The 19,567-nt window shown below is 46.1% G+C and carries 16 protein-coding genes and 1 tRNA gene; 6 read left to right on the top strand and 11 right to left on the bottom strand.

Annotation, left to right across the window (positions count from 1 at the left end; all coding sequences use genetic code 11):
• Positions 1-41: 41 nt before the first annotated feature.
• Positions 42-1,424 (bottom strand): 4Fe-4S dicluster domain-containing protein, encoded by a 1,383-nt coding sequence (locus tag ACFSUS_RS23780; RefSeq protein ID WP_381526544.1) that lies wholly within the window; start codon positions 1,422-1,424, stop codon positions 42-44.
• Between the two features lie 142 nt (positions 1,425-1,566).
• On the opposite strand from ACFSUS_RS23780, the gene ACFSUS_RS23775 reads away from it, so the two are divergent.
• A tRNA-Phe gene (locus ACFSUS_RS23775) sits at positions 1,567-1,639 on the top strand.
• Between the two features lie 228 nt (positions 1,640-1,867).
• Here ACFSUS_RS23775 and ACFSUS_RS23770 read toward each other — a convergent pair.
• From ACFSUS_RS23770 to gldB, 4 genes are all read right to left on the bottom strand, one after another.
• Complete coding sequence (locus ACFSUS_RS23770; RefSeq protein ID WP_381526543.1) at positions 1,868-3,703, bottom strand: MutS-related protein; 1,836 nt, start codon at positions 3,701-3,703, stop codon at positions 1,868-1,870.
• A 59-nt stretch (positions 3,704-3,762) separates the two neighbouring features.
• Positions 3,763-4,179 (bottom strand): Fur family transcriptional regulator, encoded by a 417-nt coding sequence (locus ACFSUS_RS23765; RefSeq protein WP_381526541.1) that lies wholly within the window; start codon positions 4,177-4,179, stop codon positions 3,763-3,765.
• 86 nt (positions 4,180-4,265) lie between these two features.
• Positions 4,266-6,071, bottom strand: coding sequence for an ABC transporter ATP-binding protein (locus ACFSUS_RS23760; RefSeq protein ID WP_381526539.1), 1,806 nt, complete (start codon positions 6,069-6,071; stop codon positions 4,266-4,268).
• Between the two features lie 95 nt (positions 6,072-6,166).
• Positions 6,167-7,144: a gliding motility lipoprotein GldB gene (gene gldB / locus ACFSUS_RS23755; protein WP_381526537.1), complete on the bottom strand. Its 978-nt coding sequence runs from the start codon at positions 7,142-7,144 to the stop codon at positions 6,167-6,169.
• A 39-nt stretch (positions 7,145-7,183) separates the two neighbouring features.
• On the opposite strand from gldB, the gene ACFSUS_RS23750 reads away from it, so the two are divergent.
• Positions 7,184-8,065 carry a porin family protein gene (locus ACFSUS_RS23750; RefSeq protein WP_381526535.1) on the top strand — a complete coding sequence of 294 codons (882 nt, stop codon included), beginning with the start codon at positions 7,184-7,186 and terminating at the stop codon, positions 8,063-8,065.
• An 84-nt stretch (positions 8,066-8,149) separates the two neighbouring features.
• Here the strand turns inward: ACFSUS_RS23750 and hisF are convergent, their stop codons facing one another.
• The 5 genes from hisF to ACFSUS_RS23725 all read right to left on the bottom strand — a co-directional run bounded on the left by hisF (position 8,150) and on the right by ACFSUS_RS23725 (position 11,839).
• Positions 8,150-8,911: an imidazole glycerol phosphate synthase subunit HisF gene (gene hisF / locus ACFSUS_RS23745; RefSeq protein WP_381526532.1), complete on the bottom strand. Its 762-nt coding sequence runs from the start codon at positions 8,909-8,911 to the stop codon at positions 8,150-8,152.
• 2 nt (positions 8,912-8,913) lie between these two features.
• Positions 8,914-9,336 (bottom strand): GNAT family N-acetyltransferase, encoded by a 423-nt coding sequence (locus ACFSUS_RS23740; RefSeq protein WP_381526531.1) that lies wholly within the window; start codon positions 9,334-9,336, stop codon positions 8,914-8,916.
• Positions 9,333-10,055 carry a 1-(5-phosphoribosyl)-5-[(5-phosphoribosylamino)methylideneamino]imidazole-4-carboxamide isomerase gene (gene hisA, locus ACFSUS_RS23735; RefSeq protein ID WP_381526529.1) on the bottom strand — a complete coding sequence of 241 codons (723 nt, stop codon included), beginning with the start codon at positions 10,053-10,055 and terminating at the stop codon, positions 9,333-9,335. The genes ACFSUS_RS23740 and hisA overlap by 4 nt, the downstream gene beginning before the upstream one ends.
• A gap of 90 nt (positions 10,056-10,145) precedes the next feature.
• Complete coding sequence (gene hisH / locus ACFSUS_RS23730; protein ID WP_381526527.1) at positions 10,146-10,733, bottom strand: imidazole glycerol phosphate synthase subunit HisH; 588 nt, start codon at positions 10,731-10,733, stop codon at positions 10,146-10,148.
• A 179-nt stretch (positions 10,734-10,912) separates the two neighbouring features.
• Positions 10,913-11,839, bottom strand: coding sequence for a DUF72 domain-containing protein (locus ACFSUS_RS23725; RefSeq protein ID WP_381526526.1), 927 nt, complete (start codon positions 11,837-11,839; stop codon positions 10,913-10,915).
• Positions 11,840-12,001: 162 nt separating this feature from the next.
• Here ACFSUS_RS23725 and ACFSUS_RS23720 point away from each other — a divergent pair, with 162 nt between their 5' ends.
• The gene (locus ACFSUS_RS23720) at positions 12,002-14,680 is read left to right on the top strand and encodes a valine--tRNA ligase (protein ID WP_381526524.1); all 2,679 of its coding nucleotides are present in this window, start codon (positions 12,002-12,004) and stop codon (positions 14,678-14,680) included.
• A gap of 146 nt (positions 14,681-14,826) precedes the next feature.
• Positions 14,827-15,345 (top strand): D-glycero-alpha-D-manno-heptose-1,7-bisphosphate 7-phosphatase, encoded by a 519-nt coding sequence (locus ACFSUS_RS23715; protein ID WP_381526522.1) that lies wholly within the window; start codon positions 14,827-14,829, stop codon positions 15,343-15,345.
• 351 nt (positions 15,346-15,696) lie between these two features.
• Here ACFSUS_RS23715 and ACFSUS_RS23710 read toward each other — a convergent pair whose 3' ends face one another.
• Positions 15,697-17,181, bottom strand: a complete 1,485-nt coding sequence (locus ACFSUS_RS23710; protein WP_381526520.1) for a type III PLP-dependent enzyme domain-containing protein — start codon at positions 17,179-17,181, stop codon at positions 15,697-15,699.
• A 261-nt stretch (positions 17,182-17,442) separates the two neighbouring features.
• On the opposite strand from ACFSUS_RS23710, the gene ACFSUS_RS23705 reads away from it, so the two are divergent.
• Both ACFSUS_RS23705 and ACFSUS_RS23700 read left to right on the top strand, forming a co-directional pair.
• Positions 17,443-18,810: a UDP-N-acetylmuramate--L-alanine ligase gene (locus ACFSUS_RS23705; RefSeq protein ID WP_381526518.1), complete on the top strand. Its 1,368-nt coding sequence runs from the start codon at positions 17,443-17,445 to the stop codon at positions 18,808-18,810.
• 10 nt (positions 18,811-18,820) lie between these two features.
• Entirely contained in the window at positions 18,821-19,381 is a 561-nt protein-coding gene (locus ACFSUS_RS23700) for an LOG family protein (protein WP_381526516.1), read from the top strand.
• Positions 19,382-19,567 lie beyond the last annotated feature (186 nt).

Below are 19,567 nucleotides of genomic sequence, written 5' to 3'. Positions count from 1 at the left end.
GCTGTCAAAACTTTATAACTCTACAACCTTACAACTTCACTTTATTTCGTTACAGGTTCGTTAACTTGATCCGCCCAGTTAAAGCGATCGCTCGGCGAGAACTTCCACGGTGCCATATTGTTTTCAATGTTACTGAACATAGCATTCCACGAAGCTGGTGCTTGGGATTCTTCCATCACCCGATAGCGACGTAATTGCAGGATAATGTCGAGCGGATTAATATTAACAGGGCAGGCCATTACACAAGCCTGACAGGTTGTACAAGCGTTGAGTTCCTCGGCCGTGATATAATCACCCAGGAGCGACTTATCATCTTTGTAATCATCACCGTGGGTCTGCCATCCGCGCTGAATATCTTCCATTCGATCCCGCGTATCCATCATAATCTTACGGGGCGACAGTTTCTTACCAGTAATGTTAGCCGGGCAAGCTGCTGTACAGCGTCCACATTCTGTGCAGCTGTAGGCGTTCATAAGATTAATCCATTTCAGGTCATACACATCCTTAGCCCCAAAACGGCCAATTTCAGCCGGTTGCTCTCCATTGTCATTGGCTTGCGCTCCATCAACTTCTGTCGTAACGGGTAAGCCCAAGGCAAGCTGAACTTCCTTCGTAATCTCAGGCATGTTCTGCATCTCACCTTTCGGTTGCAGGTCCGAGTAGTACACATTCGGAAAGCCCAGTGCAATGTGCAGGTGCTTAGAATACGTCACATAAATCGCGAAGGCCAGTATGCCCAAGATGTGCAGCCACCAGGAAGTACGTTCGTAAGCTACCAGAGCAGTATCGCTAAACCCGGTAAACAATGGTTTCAGGTATTGACTGATAAGAAAGTCAGGAACGATGCCCTGTAACTCCCCATAATGCCCAATGCCTCGATCACGCAAAACACTATCCGAAGCATTCCAGGTCAGGAAAGCAATCATAAGCACAATTTCGGCCGACAGAATGAGGGTAGCGTCGGGAATGGACCAGCCCCGCAATTCGCGGTGACGACTAGCCTGCAAGCGGCTCACACGTGCGACAAACCGTCGGCATAGAAACACAACACAAACCGCGAGTACACCAAACGCTAATACTTCAAACACATCGATTAATAGTGGATAAACCGGTGTTATGTAAGGCGCAAACAGTCGGTGCGTTCCTAAGATGCCATCTAAAATGATCTCAAGGATCTCGATGTTGATGATCAGAAAGCCAGCATAAATGACAAAGTGCATGATGCCAACCAGCGGGTTGGTAAACATTTTCTTCTGACCAAATGCAACCAGTAGCATCGTCTTCAGACGCTCATCGGGGTGGTCTGACCGATTCTCCGGTCTGCCAAGGTTGATAGCCCTTGCAATAAGCTTAACACGCTTGGTAATGTACCAGGCAGTAGCAGCTAAAACAGCGACAAACAATATTTGCTGAAAAATATCCATCGATAGTAAGTAGTTTGCCGAGCTGATAATCAAGCAAATGACTCTCCTACGGCTAAAATTTGAAAATTATTACGGTCAATCTATTGCGTAACGATGTTCGGCTCCGTACTTTTGCACCCACATTTTGACGGTCCGCCGTTACGGTGATGTAGCTCAGTTGGTAGAGCAAAGGACTGAAAATCCTTGTGTCGGCGGTTCGATTCCGTCCATCACCACCGCCTTAACGTAAGGCTTCTCCTTTGAGAAGCCTTTTTTTGTGTAGTTTATGTAAACACAAGAGAATTTCATACGGCTTCAGACTTGTTATAACGATAAAATAGTATGCATGCATACTATTTTATCGTTAGCAAAATTACGACATTTTACGAATTTAACAAGTGGAACGACGCGTTGTTTTGTACCTAGCCTAGATAAAGAATAACATTTTGCTGGCAAACACGTGGTTACTTAACAGAAACAGCATCTGCACTAATTTCAATGCCAATAGCCTGCATAAGTTGACTGGCATTAAAGCTTTCGCAGATGCCATTACGAAGCTTGTAATCGAAGAGCAGTTCGCCGTTCTTCAAATCGGATTGGAAGTGGTAGTTCCGCACAAATCCAACAGGAGATTGGCCCGATCCAGGTTCAGCCAGTTGGCCCAATTCAAGGTCATGCGTTGACACGAAACCCGAAGCGGTGGTACGGTGCATCTGGCGGATCAGTGCCTCTGCCCCCCGGTGACGGTCGGCCGAATTGGTACCTTTTAAGATTTCATCCAAAAAGTATAAAACCGGAATGGCGTTAACTTCCTTTGTTAAGCCAATCAACGTCTGAAGGCGCTTTAATTCCGCGTAGAACGATGATGTGCTCTCTTCCAGCGAATCCTGTGTGCGCATGCTTGTAAATACTCGCACGAGTGAACAGCTAAAGGCCTCTGCACTTACAACAGCTCCAGCCAAGGCTAATACGACATTAGCGCCAACGGTACGGAGAAACGTACTTTTCCCCGACATATTGGAGCCTGTGATCAACACCGTTTGCCCTGAGCCAACTAACGAAAGCGAGTTGGCAACCCCATGACCTGGTACCAACAGTGGATGGGATGCAGCGCTAAACGTTAGGGTTAGCTGGTCTTCAACAAGGGTTGGTGTAGCATAGGCCGGATGAGCATACGAAAATCCGGCCAGGCTATTAATTACTTCAAGTTCTCCAAGAGCATCAAACCAAATGACAAGATTTGAACCGTGTTGCTTACGCCATCGCTCTAAACCGAACAGATAGTGCAGATCCCACAGCGTAGCTATCCCGAACAAAAAATAGAAATAAGGATTACGCCGGTAATTTATTCCCTCCGTCAGTCGGGCCAACTGACCAATTGCGGTTGAAACAGAACTTCCGTCTGATGCTACTATTTGCCGAATGCCCTGTATTCGCCTACTATCGCCTTTAACCTGCTCAGCTTGCTCGAATAATCCCTTAAAAGCTCGCAAAGCAGCCGAGATCTCGAATGTTTGTTCGCTCACCTCTTCCGAAGTCTCCGACACCTGTCTTAAGATGAGGCTATGGATGCCTAATGCTATGATCACAACTAAGCCAGGTACGTATCCCAACAGCCACGCAACAAATAAACCAATTGCAATAGCCGGGAACACAAATCGAACGACATTTAGATAACGTGGCAACATCTTCTCACCGGACGATGCCCATTTGATTAGTGAAGTAGGTGATTGGTTGATTGTTTCTTCGGCATAGGCTAAGGCTTCGAACATTTGTCGCCAGTCAAGCTGTGGTTTAAGCTCGGCAACAGCCTCTTGTCGAGATCGTATAGTTTCTGGAGAAGCGGGTGCCTGAAGCCACTGAGCAAGCTGGTTCTGGCCTTCGTAGGTATGCGCCCGGTTTAAGAGCCGGAACAACGAATGCTTACCAAATACGTCAAGATCCCCCGAATAGTAATGTGTTGGGTTTACAAATTGCTCACCCGTTTCGGACCGAAGATACTGGCGTTTTAACCGAGCTGATTCATCTTGATTAATGAACGCCAGATGATGATTCACATCACGTTCTCGTCGGACGGTCTGGTGTTTTTTTAACAGGAATAAAAACCCGGCAACTCCTATGAGCAAGGCAATAACGGCACCTAACTGCTGGTCGATCCTTATCAATAGCCACACAGCACCAACGCTTCCTATAAACCACATAAGCCGCCAAAACGCTAGTTGATTATATCGCTGTTGAGCGGCTTGTTTGGCTTGCGTAAATTGTTGCTGACGTTGTTGAAATGTAGTTTCAGGTGACATTACGTAACGCGGCTGGAAAGCCGCGACTTTATACTATAAATCGCGGCTTTCCGGCCGCGTTACTGATTACAATCCTGACAAACGCCTTGAATGAGTAAGTTCATTTCTTTCCGGTTATACCCCTTAGGTAAGGCTACCGCTGGAATATGGACGTCGTCTAAACAAGTCGTCTGGCCGCAGTTCTCGCATTTGAAGTGAACATGATCGTGATGGTGATGACCATCTGCGCATGTTTCGCGGCAAAGCGCATATTTTGTTCCACCTTCATCGTCGAGCACCTTATGAAGAAGCCCTTTATCGAGAAACGTTCGTAGAGTCCGATATATAGTTACGCGATCGTGATCAGGACCGAGACCATTCTCAACGTCGCTATGAGCTAGTGCATGACCAGCTTTCAGGAACAAATCCAGCACTTCCTCCCGGCCATTGGTATGCCGAAGATTAAAGTCTTTCAAAGTTTTCGCGGCTGAGGTCATAAGTGGTATACGGTTTTCAGTTTATGGTATTCGGTGGGCTGGCTCAAGAGTATTGTACGCACCAGTCCACCGAATACCGTAGACTGCTATTCTATTGTTTCAAACTGCAATTTAACCAGGTTCGCGTAGATGCCATCTTCTTGGGCAGCCAGTTCGTCGTGGGTTCCCGTTTCAGCGATCTGGCCTTCTTTAATCACATAAATGGTGTCGACTTTACGGATCGTTGCCAGCCGGTGCGCGATGATAATAGTCGTGCGGTTCTGCATCAACTCATCCAGCGCTTCCTGTACCAGTCGTTCTGACTCCGCATCAAGCGAACTGGTTGCTTCGTCAAGGATCAGAATAGCCGGATCTTTGAGGATGGCGCGGGCGATGGCGATACGCTGCCGCTGACCGCCCGACAATTTAACACCTCGCTCACCCACTATAGTTTGAAAGCCTTCGGGGAATGATTCAATAAACTGCAAAGCATTCGCTTTCCGGGCAGCTTCACGTACTTCGACTTCACTTGCCCCCGGTTTACCGTACTGAATATTCTCCAGGATTGTTCCGCCAAAGAGCATGACTTCCTGCGGTACGACAGCGATATTTTTCCGCAACTCGGTTACGTTGAATCCTGCCAAATCGCGGTCATCCACGGTAATACTACCACTAGCAATCGAGTAATACCGCATAAGTAGCTGCACGATCGTCGATTTACCAGCGCCACTTTGGCCAACCAACGCAATCTTATGACCAGCCGCTACATCGAGCGAAATACCTTTAAGAACAGGGACATCGGGCCGTGACGGATAAGAAAAACGGACATCCTCAAAACGCACATGACCATGTACCGGAACAAACAAGGGAAGCTCTTCGCCGGCATTTACCTCAGAAGGCTCGCCCAGGATTTCAAGAATCCGCTCTGAAGCGCCAACAGTTCGTTGCAGTTGTGCATACAGATCGCCCATACCCGCCACCGAACCGCCGATGAATGTCGTATAAACAATAAACGTTAGCAGGTCAGAGAAAGGCATTTCGTTGGATAACACTAATGAGCCCCCATACCAGACAACGCCGATAATACCACCGAAAAGCGCAAAAATCACAAAAGAAACAAACACACCCCGAAATTTGGCAGCGCGTAAAGCTGTGTTTACTACGCGTTGCAGAGCCGTACCGTATCGGTTAATTTCCAGTTTCTCGTTGGTAAATGCCTTAACTACATTCACCGATTGCAGCGTTTCTTCAACCACTACATTGGCCTCGGCCAGTAAATCCTGCGCCTGCTTGGATAATTTTCGGATAAATCGACCGAAAACCATGGCCGCCACAATAATAACCGGGAATGTCGCCAGCATAAACAGCGTCAGCTTCCACGAAACATAGAAGATGATGGCTGTGCCAATCGTGAGGGTAGCTACCTGCCGAAACAATTCCGCCAGTGTTAATGTCAATACGTCTTGTAGCTGAGACACGTCGGCTGAGATGCGGCTGGTTAATTCCCCAACGCGACGTTGCTCGAAAAACGGGATTGGTAGCGTAATGATTTTGCTGTACGTAGCCCGTCGTACATCCGCCATAGCCCGCTCACTTACTTGCGAGAAGAAGTAAATACGAAAAAACGAGAATATGGCTTGCGCAATCAGCACACCGACAAAAAATAGGGTTACCTGATTGAGCGTAAATGCCGATTTTCCCTGAATTACACTGGTAATCTGTCCGATAAGCAAACCAAAGCTCATCGTAGTACCGGTAGACAAGATCAAAAAAACGAACCCGATAGCATACTGCCACCGGTAAGGCTTCACAAACCGAAAGATGCTCAATGCCTTCTTGAGGCTATCCCGGTTCAATTTCTTTTTATCTTCTGGATTGGCTTCTTCGCCAAAATTTCTTGCTCGCTTTGCCATTATTGATGAATGTTCTCGATCTTAATGACCTTTACTTCTGTGGTCGCTATATTCTGAGATATATTGTTTCCGTAACAACACAAAGGCTTTTATAATCAATCGTCTTTCTGTCCTTTATATCCCGATTGCTCAAAAATTTGTCGGGCATCAGCGTTTCGCATTAAATCGGCAATACTAACGTTGCTACGTTCGTCATGATAGCGACTCACAATTCGCCAGCCTACCCAACGGCCGATAGCACCTGGACAACCCTGACCTATTTCGGCCGTGAACGGACGCTCATTCAAATATCGCTGTTTTACAGCTGGATTCGTTTGATACAATAACTGATTATCAATAAAATGTCCCCAAACGATATCCTGAGCATTAAACGTTTCAGTCAATTGCTTGTCTGAGTATCCGATGATACGGCTATCAGCAACCTCGGGCAGCATCGTTTTCGTGAAAACATACCCTTTGCCATAATAGACCATGTCGGCGAGCATAGTCTGGTCGGCCCGGTTGGTGGCATTGTATTTGTCAGAAATAGCGAACACAATGGCAGGTACGATGTAGTCTTTCTGATACCGCCGTAAGATGTACTGAGGAAACTCAGGGCCTCTAGGACGATATTTAGAGTTAGGACCCGCAAAGTAGTCGAGCCCAATAACTATAAGGCTATCCGTTACGACCAAGTCGGGGCCCATAAAACCCGTTACGACCGTGGCGATTTTAGGAACTCGGAAATCTGGAAAGTCTTTTTTAATATTGGTAAAGGCTTCAGAAAGCTGTCCCTTAAGGTCAGTCATGTCGCCAAACTCAGTCTGAACCTGCTTATAAAGTTCGTTTAAGGCTGGGTTATTAACCCGGTTAGTCAATTCATGGACGAGTGCTGTATCATTTCCGGCTCCGTTCGCGTTAAAGTACAATTGAGCAGCAGACGGATTCTGGTTCAGAAACGTCTGGATTGATTGAGAAGACTTACCGACAAAAAGCTGTTGATCGAGCCGAACCAGCGTAACATCTTCGTTTTTCGTACACGAAGTCAGAAAAAAAGAGCAAAAAAGCCCGAGTAGGGCCGTGCATAGTCGCATGAAAATCACAGGTTTTCTATATTGAAAACGTGCAAAATTATGAAAAAAGTTGCAGGGTTAGGCCTGATTTTGGTTTTACTGACGGCGTTCTCCAGTTGGGCGCAGTCGTCTTCGCCCGCACTGTATCGGCTGAGAACCAAAGAGTCGAACGTGACAGAGAAACGGTTTCGTAAAATACTAGGTGATAATTACGACGGTCAGGATAAGAACCGTCAGGAATATGACGACGATCGCAAAAAACGTCGCCGTCGGCAGAATACAGAATCCAATGGTGAAAGCGGCCCCGATTACGCGCAACCAATACATCTCATCGAAATGGGGATTCGGTTTGCCCCATCACTTGATCTTAATACAGCCGAAGGAACGGGCAATTACGCTGGGTTTCGCGATAATGGCGCTGGCGTTCGAATGAGTGTCGGACCAACACTGGATTATTTTTTCTTTAAGGATCGGTATTCATTTAGTACGGGACTTTGGTATACCATCAAACGGTCGGGTTTTCAGATGCCCGCTTCTTTTGGTGAGACCCGCTGGAGTCCGGGTGCTCCCGAGAAAGAATCAATTTATAACCTTCAGTACTTACAGCTGCCAGCAACGGTCAAGCTATTTGCGAACAATATCGCTCCGGGCATCCGGCTTTACGTACAAACTGGTGGCTTATTAAGCTTGAAGTTAGCAGAGAAGGCTTTGCAACAAGAACGTAACGGTTTGTACATGGCCGAGAGCGGGGGCGACCGTCGGCAATACAGCTTCGGAGATATAGAATTGCTGCTTGGCACGGGCGTTCAGTACAAAATCAACCAGACGAATGCGTTTAATCTAGGCGTTAGCTACCAACGTGGTTTGCTCAACGTAGCGCGGGGCAGTCAATTGGTCTCCAAAAACCGAGTTGTCTCGCTGGACTTTGGCTTTAAGTTTTAAGAATTTATTTCAACACGGAGGCACGGAGTTCACGAAGAGATCTCAACGAAAGCTTTGTGCACTCCGTGCCTCCGTGTTGAAAACCTAATTTGTAATTCGCATTTCAATTCCCTTCTCACGCAGATACCCTTTCAGCGCTGGAATCTCGATTTCTTTGAAGTGGAAAATACTGGCCGCTAACCCAGCATCGGCTTTTCCGGTAGTGAACACATCAACGAAGTGATCCATCGTACCGGCTCCACCCGACGCAATAACCGGAATGTTAGCTACGCCAGAAATCTGAGCGGTTAAATCAAGTGCAAACCCGGCTTTGGTGCCGTCAGTGTCCATTGATGTCAACAAGATCTCACCTGCCCCCCGATCTTCGACTTCTTTCGCCCAGGCAATAGTTCGTAATTCGGTTGGCTTACGTCCACCGTGCGTATGAACAATGTGTTCACCGTCAACGTATCGCGTATCAATCGCGACTACAATGCATTGACTGCCAAACTCCAGTGCCAGCTCATTGACCAGGTCAGGATTACGCACCGCTGATGAATTGATTGAAATCTTATCGGCTCCGGCGTTCAGCAAAGCCGACACATCAGCGACCGACGAAATGCCCCCTCCAACCGTAAACGGAATATTGATGGTATGCGCCACGTTCCGAACAAGGTCAATCAGGGTTTTACGTTCATCGACGGTGGCTGTAATATCCAGAAACACCAGTTCGTCGGCACCTTGCTCAGCGTAAACGGCTGCGAGCGCAACCGGATCACCAGCATCGCGTAGGTTCACAAAATTTGTTCCTTTTACCGTGCGGCCGTCTTTGATATCGAGGCAGGGAATAATACGTTTGGTAAGCATGGTTAATACGTTTCGATCAGCTTGCGCAGCATGAAGATGTCCGGTTTATCGAGTGGGGTAAATCCGAATTGGGCATAAAGTGTATGGGCGTCGCGAGTGGCTAAGACCCACCGACGCAATCCCTGCAATGATGGCCAGTCAGAGATCGTTTCGACAAGTTGTTTCGACAAGCCTTTGCCCCGGTGCTCGGGAAGTACAAACACGTCGGCCAGATAGGCAAACGTTGCTTGGTCGCTGACGACCCGGGCAAAACCCACTTGCTCATCACCATAAAACACCCCAAAGCACAACGAGTTATCAATAGAACGCTGCACGATTTCAATCGGGATGTTCTGCGCCCAATAGGATTGCTGACTTAGAAATTGATGAATTAGGGGTACATTCAGCTTGTCTTTATCAGTACTGATGGTGTAGTTATCGTTCATGGATTTGCGAACTTACTTAACTCGTTCAACGTAACCCGCCCTTCATAAATCGCCTTACCGACGATGACGCCAAACAAGCCCATGTCAGCAAGTGTCTCAATGTCCTGCATGCCGCTGACTCCTCCACTAGCAATAATGTTCAGGTCAGCCGAGCGCTCCTGCAAGTTTCGGTAAAGGTCAAATGACGGGCCTTGTAGCAATCCGTCCTTAGCAACATCGGTGCTAATCACATACTTAACACCTTTATCCACATAGTTATCCACAAAATCATACACCCAAACGTCGGTACCTTCTTCCCAACCGCTAACCGCTATCTTTTCATTCTTAGCGTCGGCGCCCAGGATAATCTTCTCGGCTCCGTGCCGCGAGAGCCAGCGTTCAAATACGTCGGGTTGCTTAACGGCAATACTACCACCCGTTACCTGCTTGGCTCCGCATTCAAACACAACGCGCAGATCGTCGTCGGACTGAACGCCCCCGCCGAAATCAATGTGCAAACTTGTCTTAGACGCTATCAACTCCAGCACTTTCCAGTTTATAACCCGTTTTTCTCGGGCTCCATCTAGATCTACAAGGTGCAACCGCGTCAAGCCAGCGTCTTCGAACTGCTGAGCTACCTCTAACGGGCGAGCGTTATATTCTTTCTTTTGGCGGTAATCGCCTTGTGTTAGCCGAACAGCCTTACCGTCAATCAAATCAATGGCTGGAATAATATACATGTTATAAAAAATAGAGTGTACAGAGGTCACATGGAGAATAATAGAACTGATGTGTGCTCTGTGTAGCCTCCAAAACCTCTGTGTTTAGACTTACAAGTTCAAAAAGTTCTCAAGAATCCGCTGACCAATATTTCCGCTGATTTCTGCGTGAAACTGCGCTGCGTAGAAATTATCCCGGTGCAGCATAGCGCTAAATGGCCGAACGTAATTGCAGACAGCCGTCGTTTCAGCACAGACATCAGCCGCGTAGCTGTGCACGAAATAAACGTATGCGTTTTCTGGCAAACCTTCTGTCAATGGTCCTTGCAGGTTATGGATACTGTTCCAGCCGGTATGTGGTACTTTAAGACCCGGCGTTGCTGGGAAACGCCGAACGTCAATGTCAAAGATACCCATGCAGGTTGTGTCATTTTCCTCTGAGTAGCGGCACATCAGCTGCATTCCGACACAAGTACCCAAAACCGGCTGTTTCAACGAAGGGATAAGTTTGTCTAAACCTCGTTGGCGCAGATAAGCCATTGCCGTGCTGGCCTCGCCCACGCCCGGGAAGATAACCTTGTCGGCCGAACGAATGTCGGCTTCGTTGTCGGTGAGCAGATAACTGGCTCCAAGCCGATCAAGGGCATACATCACCGATTGTACGTTACCCGCATTGTATTTTATAATGACCGTTTTCATAAAGCAAAAGCCCGGTTCGTCAGCAGAACCGGGCTTTGTATATTGTGGTGATGAGAATTATCTCTTCGAACTCACAAACACGCGCATCTTGTTCTGCTGCGTTACCGCCCAGAATGATGATGCCGATGGTTTGGAGTTACTAAAATCATGGATCAAAGGTAAAAGGTCAATGTGGCAAATCAAAACAAACTCCCCTGCACTACTTTGGGTTGTAGGACTGGTTCGCGTAGGTTTAAGCCACAATGCTTATTTAACTCCTTTACCCAATACAGAATTAGTTCGGGAGCCGTGTCGTTATCACCTCCGCCGTGGATGAATAGATACGCCGTTTGAAGCCCTTTTTCAAACCAGGTTTTGAGCCGCTGTATCCAGGCATCGGTTCGTGTATAATCCGTAGCATGACCTTCATTTGCAATGAACCGTAACGTCATCACCGGGCTACTTAAGCCCATGTGCAACACGTCACGGCGACCTGCTACATCTGTAACAACTACATGGCGGTGTAGTCCATACAGTCTTTCAAGAGTCTGTTGCCAGACTGATCCGCCGTCGCGGGTAGCTTTACCGAACCAATCTGGGTGCCGAAACTCAACCGCTACGTCCAACTCATCGGGCAAGCTTTTTAGGTATGTTTCGAGCACTGGCCACTTTTCAGGGCCAAACGAAGGCGGCAGTTGCAAAAATGTCATACCTAAATGTTCTTCCAGATTTAAAACAGCATTGATAAATTCCTCCGTAAGACCTTCGGTAGCTACTAACTGACGCTCATGACTGATGATTTGTGGAAACTTCGGACAATACGTAAAACCCGGCGTAGCCTCCATTTTCCATTTCTCAATCATGCCCGCAGTTGGAATCTGATAATGGGTCAGGTTCAGTTCTATTGTATTAAACTGCCTAGTATAGTAGTGCAAAAAATCCCGCTCTTTGGCGTTAGTTGGATATACTTTGCCAACGTAATCCTTATTAGCCCAGATCGGCCCACCTATGTAAACACCAGGACGTGCTGTTGGCTCTGCACCGGCCCAGATCCGTGCATTGAACGGATCACCAGGCGGGAGTGCTGGATTGATAGCGTCGAGGTTATGTATTTTTCCAAATTCCATAAACGTCTCAATGAAGTGTAGCGGTAAAACGGCTAAAGACCTGCTTTCGTTTTTTCGGCCTACTCAATTTAGCTAATTTTGCGTTTTCTTCTGTAACACAGGTTCTTTTTAGCCCCTACCTTTTGTTATCTGGCTTAAAAACTACCCGATTCCGTCTGCTTTATGATCTCAAAGACATACAATCCCAAAGATATCGAAGAGAAATGGTATCAATACTGGCTTGATAATCAGTTTTTTAAATCGAATCCTGACGAACGAGAGCCCTATACAATCGTCATCCCCCCACCAAACGTAACGGGTGTTTTGCACATGGGCCATATGCTCAACAATACGATTCAGGATGTTTTGATTCGTAAAGCACGGATGGAAGGCAAAAATGCTTGCTGGGTGCCCGGAACCGACCACGCCAGTATCGCTACTGAAGCAAAAGTGGTGGCTATGCTTAAAGAGCGCGGTATCAGTAAGCAGGACCTAACTCGTGAGCAGTTTTTAGAGTACGCCTGGGAATGGACCCACAAATACGGTGGTATTATTCTGTCGCAGCTTCGAAAACTCGGTGCCTCCTGTGACTGGGACCGCACACGCTTTACAATGGAGCCCGCTCTCTACGATTCCGTCATTGATGTGTTCGTAGACCTTTACGAAAAAGGACAGATCTATCGGGGTGTTCGCATGGTTAACTGGGACCCACAAGGCCGTACTGCCGTTTCGGATGAAGAGGTTATTACGAAAGAGGTGCAGCAAAGGCTGGTGTATATCCAATACCCGATCGCTGGACAAGAAGGCGAATATATCACCATTGCTACCGTCCGGCCGGAAACGATCATGGCTGATGCGGCTATTGCCGTAAATCCAAACGATGAGCGGTATAAGCACCTACACGGCAGGAAAGCTGTCATTCCGCTCATTAACCGCGAGATTCCAATTATCACTGATGAGTACGTCACGATGGACTTTGGTACGGGTGGCTTAAAAGTTACACCCGCTCATGACCCGAATGACTACGCACTCGGAGTTAAGCATAATCTACCCGTTTTGGACATCCTTAACGACGACGGTACGTTGAATGAGAAAGCCCAGATTCTGGTTGGCCAGGACCGCTTTGCTGCCCGAAAAGTTATTATCAAACTACTGGAAGAGTCGGGCAACTTAGTTAAGACAGAGGACTATAAATCGAACGTTGGTACTTCCGAACGGACGGGTGCGGTCATCGAGCCGAAGCTGTCATTGCAGTGGTTCCTGAAAATGGATGAACTGTCGAAGCCGGCCTTTGAGAACGTAATGAATGATACGGTTCAACTTCATCCTTCGAAGTTCAAAAATATGTACCGGTCGTGGATGGAAAATCCGCATGATTGGTGCATCAGCCGTCAACTCTGGTGGGGCCAGCGCATTCCCGCTTTTTACTTACAGGATGGTACGTTTGTAGTAGCCCGCAACAAGCACGAAGCTCTGGAGAAAGTCCAGCATGAACGGCTGTTGTTTGCCATGACCGAGGCCGATCTGACCCAGGATGAAGATGTACTCGATACCTGGTTTTCATCATGGCTCTGGCCGATATCTGTATTTGATGGATTGAAAAATCCTGACAATGCCGACATCAATTACTATTATCCGACCAACACGCTTGTCACGGGCTTTGATATTATCTTCTTCTGGGTAGCCCGGATGATTATTGCTGGCTATGAATTTAAAGGAGAACGTCCGTTTAAAGACGTCTACTTTACCGGAATGGTCCGCGACAAGCTAGGCCGGAAAATGTCGAAGCAACTCGGCAATTCGCCCGATCCGCTTGACCTCATTGATCAGTTTGGCGCCGATGGTGTCCGGACCGGTATGTTATTTAGTTCGGCCGCTGGTAACGATCTCCTCTTCGACGAAAAGCTGGTTGAGCAAGGTCGTAACTTCAGCAACAAAATCTGGAATGCTTTCCGACTGGTGAAAGGCTGGACGGTTAGCGATGAAGTAACCGCGGATCGAATAGCAAAACAATTGACAGGCAATCATCCTGACGGCAATTCACTAGCTATAACTTGGTTTGAATCGAAACTAAGCACAGTTCTGGTCGAGATAGAAGACCATTTTAGTAAGTTCCGAATTTCGGATGCATTACAGGCGATCTACAAGCTAATCTGGGATGACTTCTGCTCCCAGTACCTCGAGCTGATTAAACCGGCTTACGATGCCGAAGCGAGTACCTCACAGCCAATTGATCGTGTTATGTACGACGCTACCATTAACTTCTTCGAGCGGTTAATGTGTTTGGCGCACCCATTCATGCCGTTTATCACTGAAGAGATTTGGCAGGAGATAAGTGACCGCAAAGCTGGCGACAGTATCTGCATAGCTCCGTTCCCGCAACCAGACGCTGTTAACCCACGAACCCTGGCTGATTTTGAAACCCTGTTTGAGGTTATTACAAACATCCGAAACATTAGGAATGCTAAGCAGATCTCGCCCAGAACAGAACTGCCATTGGCAATAAAGACAAGCGCTCCCGAACGGTTTCAAAGCTTAGAACCGCTCATTCGGAAGATGGCAAATGTGTCTGAAATCAGCTACATCAGTGAAAAAACTGAGGGTCTCTCATTTTTGATAAAAGGAGACGAGTTTTTTGTCAACATCCTCGGTGAGATCGATATTGAGCAAGAGATCGCCAATACGCGTAAGGAGCTGGAGTATAATATCGGTTTCCGCGATTCGATATTAAAGAAGTTGTCGAACGAAAAATTTGTCGCGAATGCCAAGCCTGAAATTGTGGAGCGGGAACGCCAAAAGCTGGCCGACGCCGAATCCAAAATCCAAGCGCTTGAACAGCGTTTGCATACGATGGAAGCTTAATCTATCTGAAAAATGGGAACAAAAAATACCCTCTAGAAGGTATTTTTTGTTCCCATTCCAAAGGTTTTACAAACTATAACAAAACTATACTTATACTATTTATAAAAAAAGTCTTATAATTACCCAGAAAAGCTTCTCAACTTCAAATGAACAAGTGCGTATTTCTCGACCGCGACGGCGTCTTGAATGAAGATAGAATTGACTATGTCTATCGAGTTGAAGACTTTGTTATTCCCGACGGCGTCCCAGAGGCACTGCGTTCATTAAAAGAGGCAGGCTATATGCTAATCGTCGTTACAAATCAAGCGGGCATAGCTAAAGGTCTTTACACACGCGATGACGTTATGGCTTGTTATGATTACTTACAACAACAGTGTGGAAACATCATCGACGATATTTATTACTGTCCTCATCACCCTGATTACGATACACAGTCATTGACGCGCAAGCCCGGCTCATTGTTACTCGAGAAAGCCATGGCTAAATATAACATCATCCCCGACGCATCCTGGATGATTGGCGACGCCCTACGCGATATGCAAGCTGGTCGGCGTGTTGGTGTGCGAACAGTTCGTATTGCAAACGACACTCAGCTCTCCGGCGACTGCGATGGTTATGCTCCTAACTTGTTGGAGGCTTCGCGATTCGTATTGGGTTATGCCTAAAAAAATACCTCAACCGTTGGTTAAACGATTGAGGCAGCCATTAAAACAGACATCTTTACGCCCGCACCTGCGCTGACGAGGGCTTCTGTACACTCCCGTATGCCGGGCAATTGGCTCTTCTCGCACATGATCCCAACGACAACGTCGCCAGTACAGTACCCAAAATCAATAGCTTTTTCATGAATAACGGTTCCGTTCGTATAGTTCTACTCCTCAGATTGTTAAACGAATATACTGGTAAAAAGCGTACAAAAATTGTACCATCCGAATAAGCATGTTATGTTTTAGTAAGCGGCAAGAACCAACTATTTCTGACGGCTCTCGCCACTTACAAAAACCCTTTGCCGTTTATTAATTTTCCTCTTTTATAAGTTCAGCTTCTTCTTCACGTTCCTCAGCCGCTTCGGTTGCTTCCAATTCGGTCATACCAGGTTCAGCACCACCATAACCAAGAATCTTGAGCATAACCTCACTATTTTGCTCTGGTGCAAAAAGTCGGGTCCGCAGGTTACCCTCCTCATCTTTATCAACAATCACGTGCTGGGGAGCCGGGATCAGACAATGCTGAATACCTCCATAACCACCCAGCGATTCCTGATACGCACCGGTATGGAAAAGACCAATATACTGATCTTCGGCCTCCTGGTCGAAAATAGGCAGGTACAAGTCAGCACTATGCGCTTCCGTATTGTAGAAGTCATGGGAGTCGCACGTCAAGCCACCAAGGTTTACCTTTTGATAAGGATTATCCCAATTGTTAACTGATAGCATAATGTACTTCTGGCCCAGCCCCCAAGAATCTGGCAGCTGCGTAATGAAAGAGCCATCAATCATGTACCACAGCTCTTTGTCATTCTGCAATTTCTGGTCAATCACTTTGTAAATGACTGCTCCACTCTCACCGACCGTGTACGAGCCAAATTCCGTGAAAATGTGTGGTACCGGTACGTTGTTCTTATTACAAATCCACTGAATACTTTCCACAATCTGATCGATCATGGCCTGGTAATCATAGGTAAACTGGAACGACGTCTGGATTGGCATCCCCCCCCCAATATCGATAGAGTCCAAGTCAGGGCACATTTTCCGCAGTTCGCAATACTTGTACATAAACCGGCTCAACTCGCTCCAATAATAGGCACTGTCTTTAATGCCCGTATTGATGAAGAAGTGCAGCATTTTCAGCTTAAACTTCTCGTTGGTAGCGATCTTAGTGCGATACAACTCATTTACGTCGCTATAGCGAATGCCCAAACGTGACGTATAGAACGCAAAGTTTGGCTCTTCGTCTGTAGCAATTCGGATACCAAAGTTGACTGTATCCGCCGTTATAGAGTTCTCATAAGCCTCAATCTCCTTAAGGTTATCAAGGACAGGTATACAATTCGTAAACCCATCATTAATGAGTTCGCTAATGTATTGTGTGTAAAGCGGCCGCTTATAGCCGTTACAGATAATGTATGTACTCTTCGATATCTTACCGAGCTTATATAATTCCTGAAGAATGGGAATATCATAAGCTGAAGACGTCTCAAGGTGAATGTTATTCTTTAGTGCTTCTTCGAGCACAAACCGAAAGTGGGATGACTTTGTGCAGTAGCAATAGGTATAATTTCCCTTGTAATTGTACCGTTTCATGGCATTTCTGAACAGCAATTTAGCATGCTCAATATGCTCCGTAATCTTAGGCAGGTACGTTAGCTTTAAGGGTGTTCCGTATTCTTTGACAATGTCCATCAGAGGGACATTATTGAACATCAGTTCGTTGTTTTCTACGTTAAATTCCCGTGTCGGGAACTCAAACGTTTGGTCAATGAGGTCATAATATGTCTTCATCCCTACATTCTGTGCATAAAATGAGCGGTCCGCCGTTGCGGTTTGTGATTTTAAAAATAGGCGTGAAGTTGGCTTAGAAACTTGGGCTTTCCAAGCACAGTCTACTCACAAGGTAATCAACCAAAAACAAGGGGGTTTGATTCGTCTATGTTATAAATTTTACGTTAACGACACATCACATAGAGCCATGGAATCAGGTTCATGAACCAAACCAAAAAGAAGATGTACTTTTGTTATTCGTCATTGATTTCTTTTTAACGAATGCACCAGTCCATCCACTTCATTTCTATCGGAGGTAGCATCATGCACAGCTTGGCGTTAGCGCTTCAGCAACAAGGCTATACAATAACAGGCTCCGATGATGAAATATACGATCCTTCAAAAACGCGTTTACAACAGGGCAACCTTTTGCCTGACCCAATAGGCTGGTTTGCTGAAAAGGTTCATACAGGCTTAGATGCTGTCATAATAGGCATGCATGCTCGCAAAGACAATCCTGAATTAATCAAAGCCCAAGAGTTAGGCCTACCGATCTACTCTTATCCTGAATTTGTTTATCAGCAAAGTCGGCAAAAGCAGCGTATAGTCATCGCCGGAAGTCATGGTAAAACAACTATCACTTCTATCATTCTACACGTCTTGAAGTACCATAATCGGACCTTTGATTACCTGATTGGTGCTCACGTCGACGGCTTTGATACAATGGTTAAGCTTACCACGAACGCACCGATAATAGTTATTGAAGGTGATGAGTATGCTTCTTCCCCAATTGACCCGCTTCCCAAATTTCTTCATTATAAGCCTCACATTGCGCTGATTAATGGCATAGCTTGGGATCATGTCAACTTATATCCCACTTGGGACGAATACGTTGATCCGTTTGAGTCATTAGCTGAGGGAATGCCTAAGGCTGGCATCTTAATTTTTGACGAGTCAGACGATATGCTTGATGTAATTGGCCAAAAAGAACGTGACGACATTACTAAGATTCCATACGAAGCCTATCCTAGTCTAATTATTGACAGCTCTACATATCTAACCACGAAGCGTAGCGAAAAAATACCTCTTCAAATTTTTGGTGAGCATAACATGAAAAATATCGCAGGTGCCATTACCATCTGCGATCGTATTGGTATTACAGAAGAACAGTTTTTTGAAGCTATTACGTCGTTCAGAGGTGTAACAGGCCGGTTAGAGAAGATAGCAGAAAACGGTAATCGAGTCTTGTTTCGCGACTTTGCGCATGCACCTTCTAAAGTTGAAGCGACAACCCAAGCTGTAAAGCAGCAATATCCGAGTCAGAAATTGTTAGCAGTCGTTGAACTTCGTACGTTCAGTAGTCTTAATAAATCGTTTTTAAGTCAGTACAAGCGAAGCTTAGACGCTGCAGACAAAGCTATAATTTATTTCGATGTACACACACTTTCCCTCAAACAGCTAGAACCTATTACACCGCATGAGGTTCTGGCAGCTTTTGAACATCATGATATGAAAGTATTTATTGATGCAAATGAGCTTCAAAATTACCTCTTACAAGCAAGAGCTTCAGCTGAAGTATTTCTGTTAATGAGCTCAGGAACGTTGAGCGAATTTGATATTAATGCTATTGAACAACAATTAATCAATTAACAATTCTGAAGTGGCAACTCAAAGTATAGTCGTTTATTGCGGTTCAAGTCCTGGCACGAACCCAATTTATAAAGAAATAGCTGTAGAGCTTGGCGAAAAAATGGCAGCTCGTAATATAAGGCTTATATATGGCGGTGGTGGCTTTGGCTTAATGGGTAACGTTGCTGATGCTGTATTACAAAATGATGGCGAAGTCACGGGTGTTATTCCAAACTTTTTAGCGGATCTTGAGGTAGCACATAATACGTTAACAGAGCTTCATTTTGTAGAAACTATGCATGAACGCAAATACAAAATGGTACAACTTGCAAAGGGTGTGATTGCTTTACCTGGCGGTTATGGAACACTAGATGAGTTATTCGAGATTCTTGCTTGGAGGCAACTAAAACTTTTTGATGGCCCTATATGTATTATAAACGTAGATGGTTATTACGATTTAATGCTTCTTCAATTAGATCGCATGGTAACAGACGGCTTTCTTAAAGAAGAAAATCGTGCCTTACTAAGCGTTGCCAGTTCTGTGGAAGAAGCACTAAAGTTAACAGAAAGCTATTGGGATAATATAACATAAAAATAGCCTCTTACATGTAAGAGGCTATTTTTATGTTATACCTACAAACGCAAAGAGCCCGTCCCTTATGAGGACGAGCTCTGGCTTGCAATACATCAGGTGGCACCTTCCTACTCTCCCACTTGTGACAGCAGTACCATCGGCAGTACGGGGCTTAACGGCTCTGTTCGGAATGGTAGAGGTGTC

The organism is Spirosoma soli, from assembly GCF_042684525.1.
GTDB lineage: Bacteria > Bacteroidota > Bacteroidia > Cytophagales > Spirosomataceae > Spirosoma > Spirosoma soli.
This window is presented reverse-complemented; position numbering and strand designations above follow the sequence as displayed.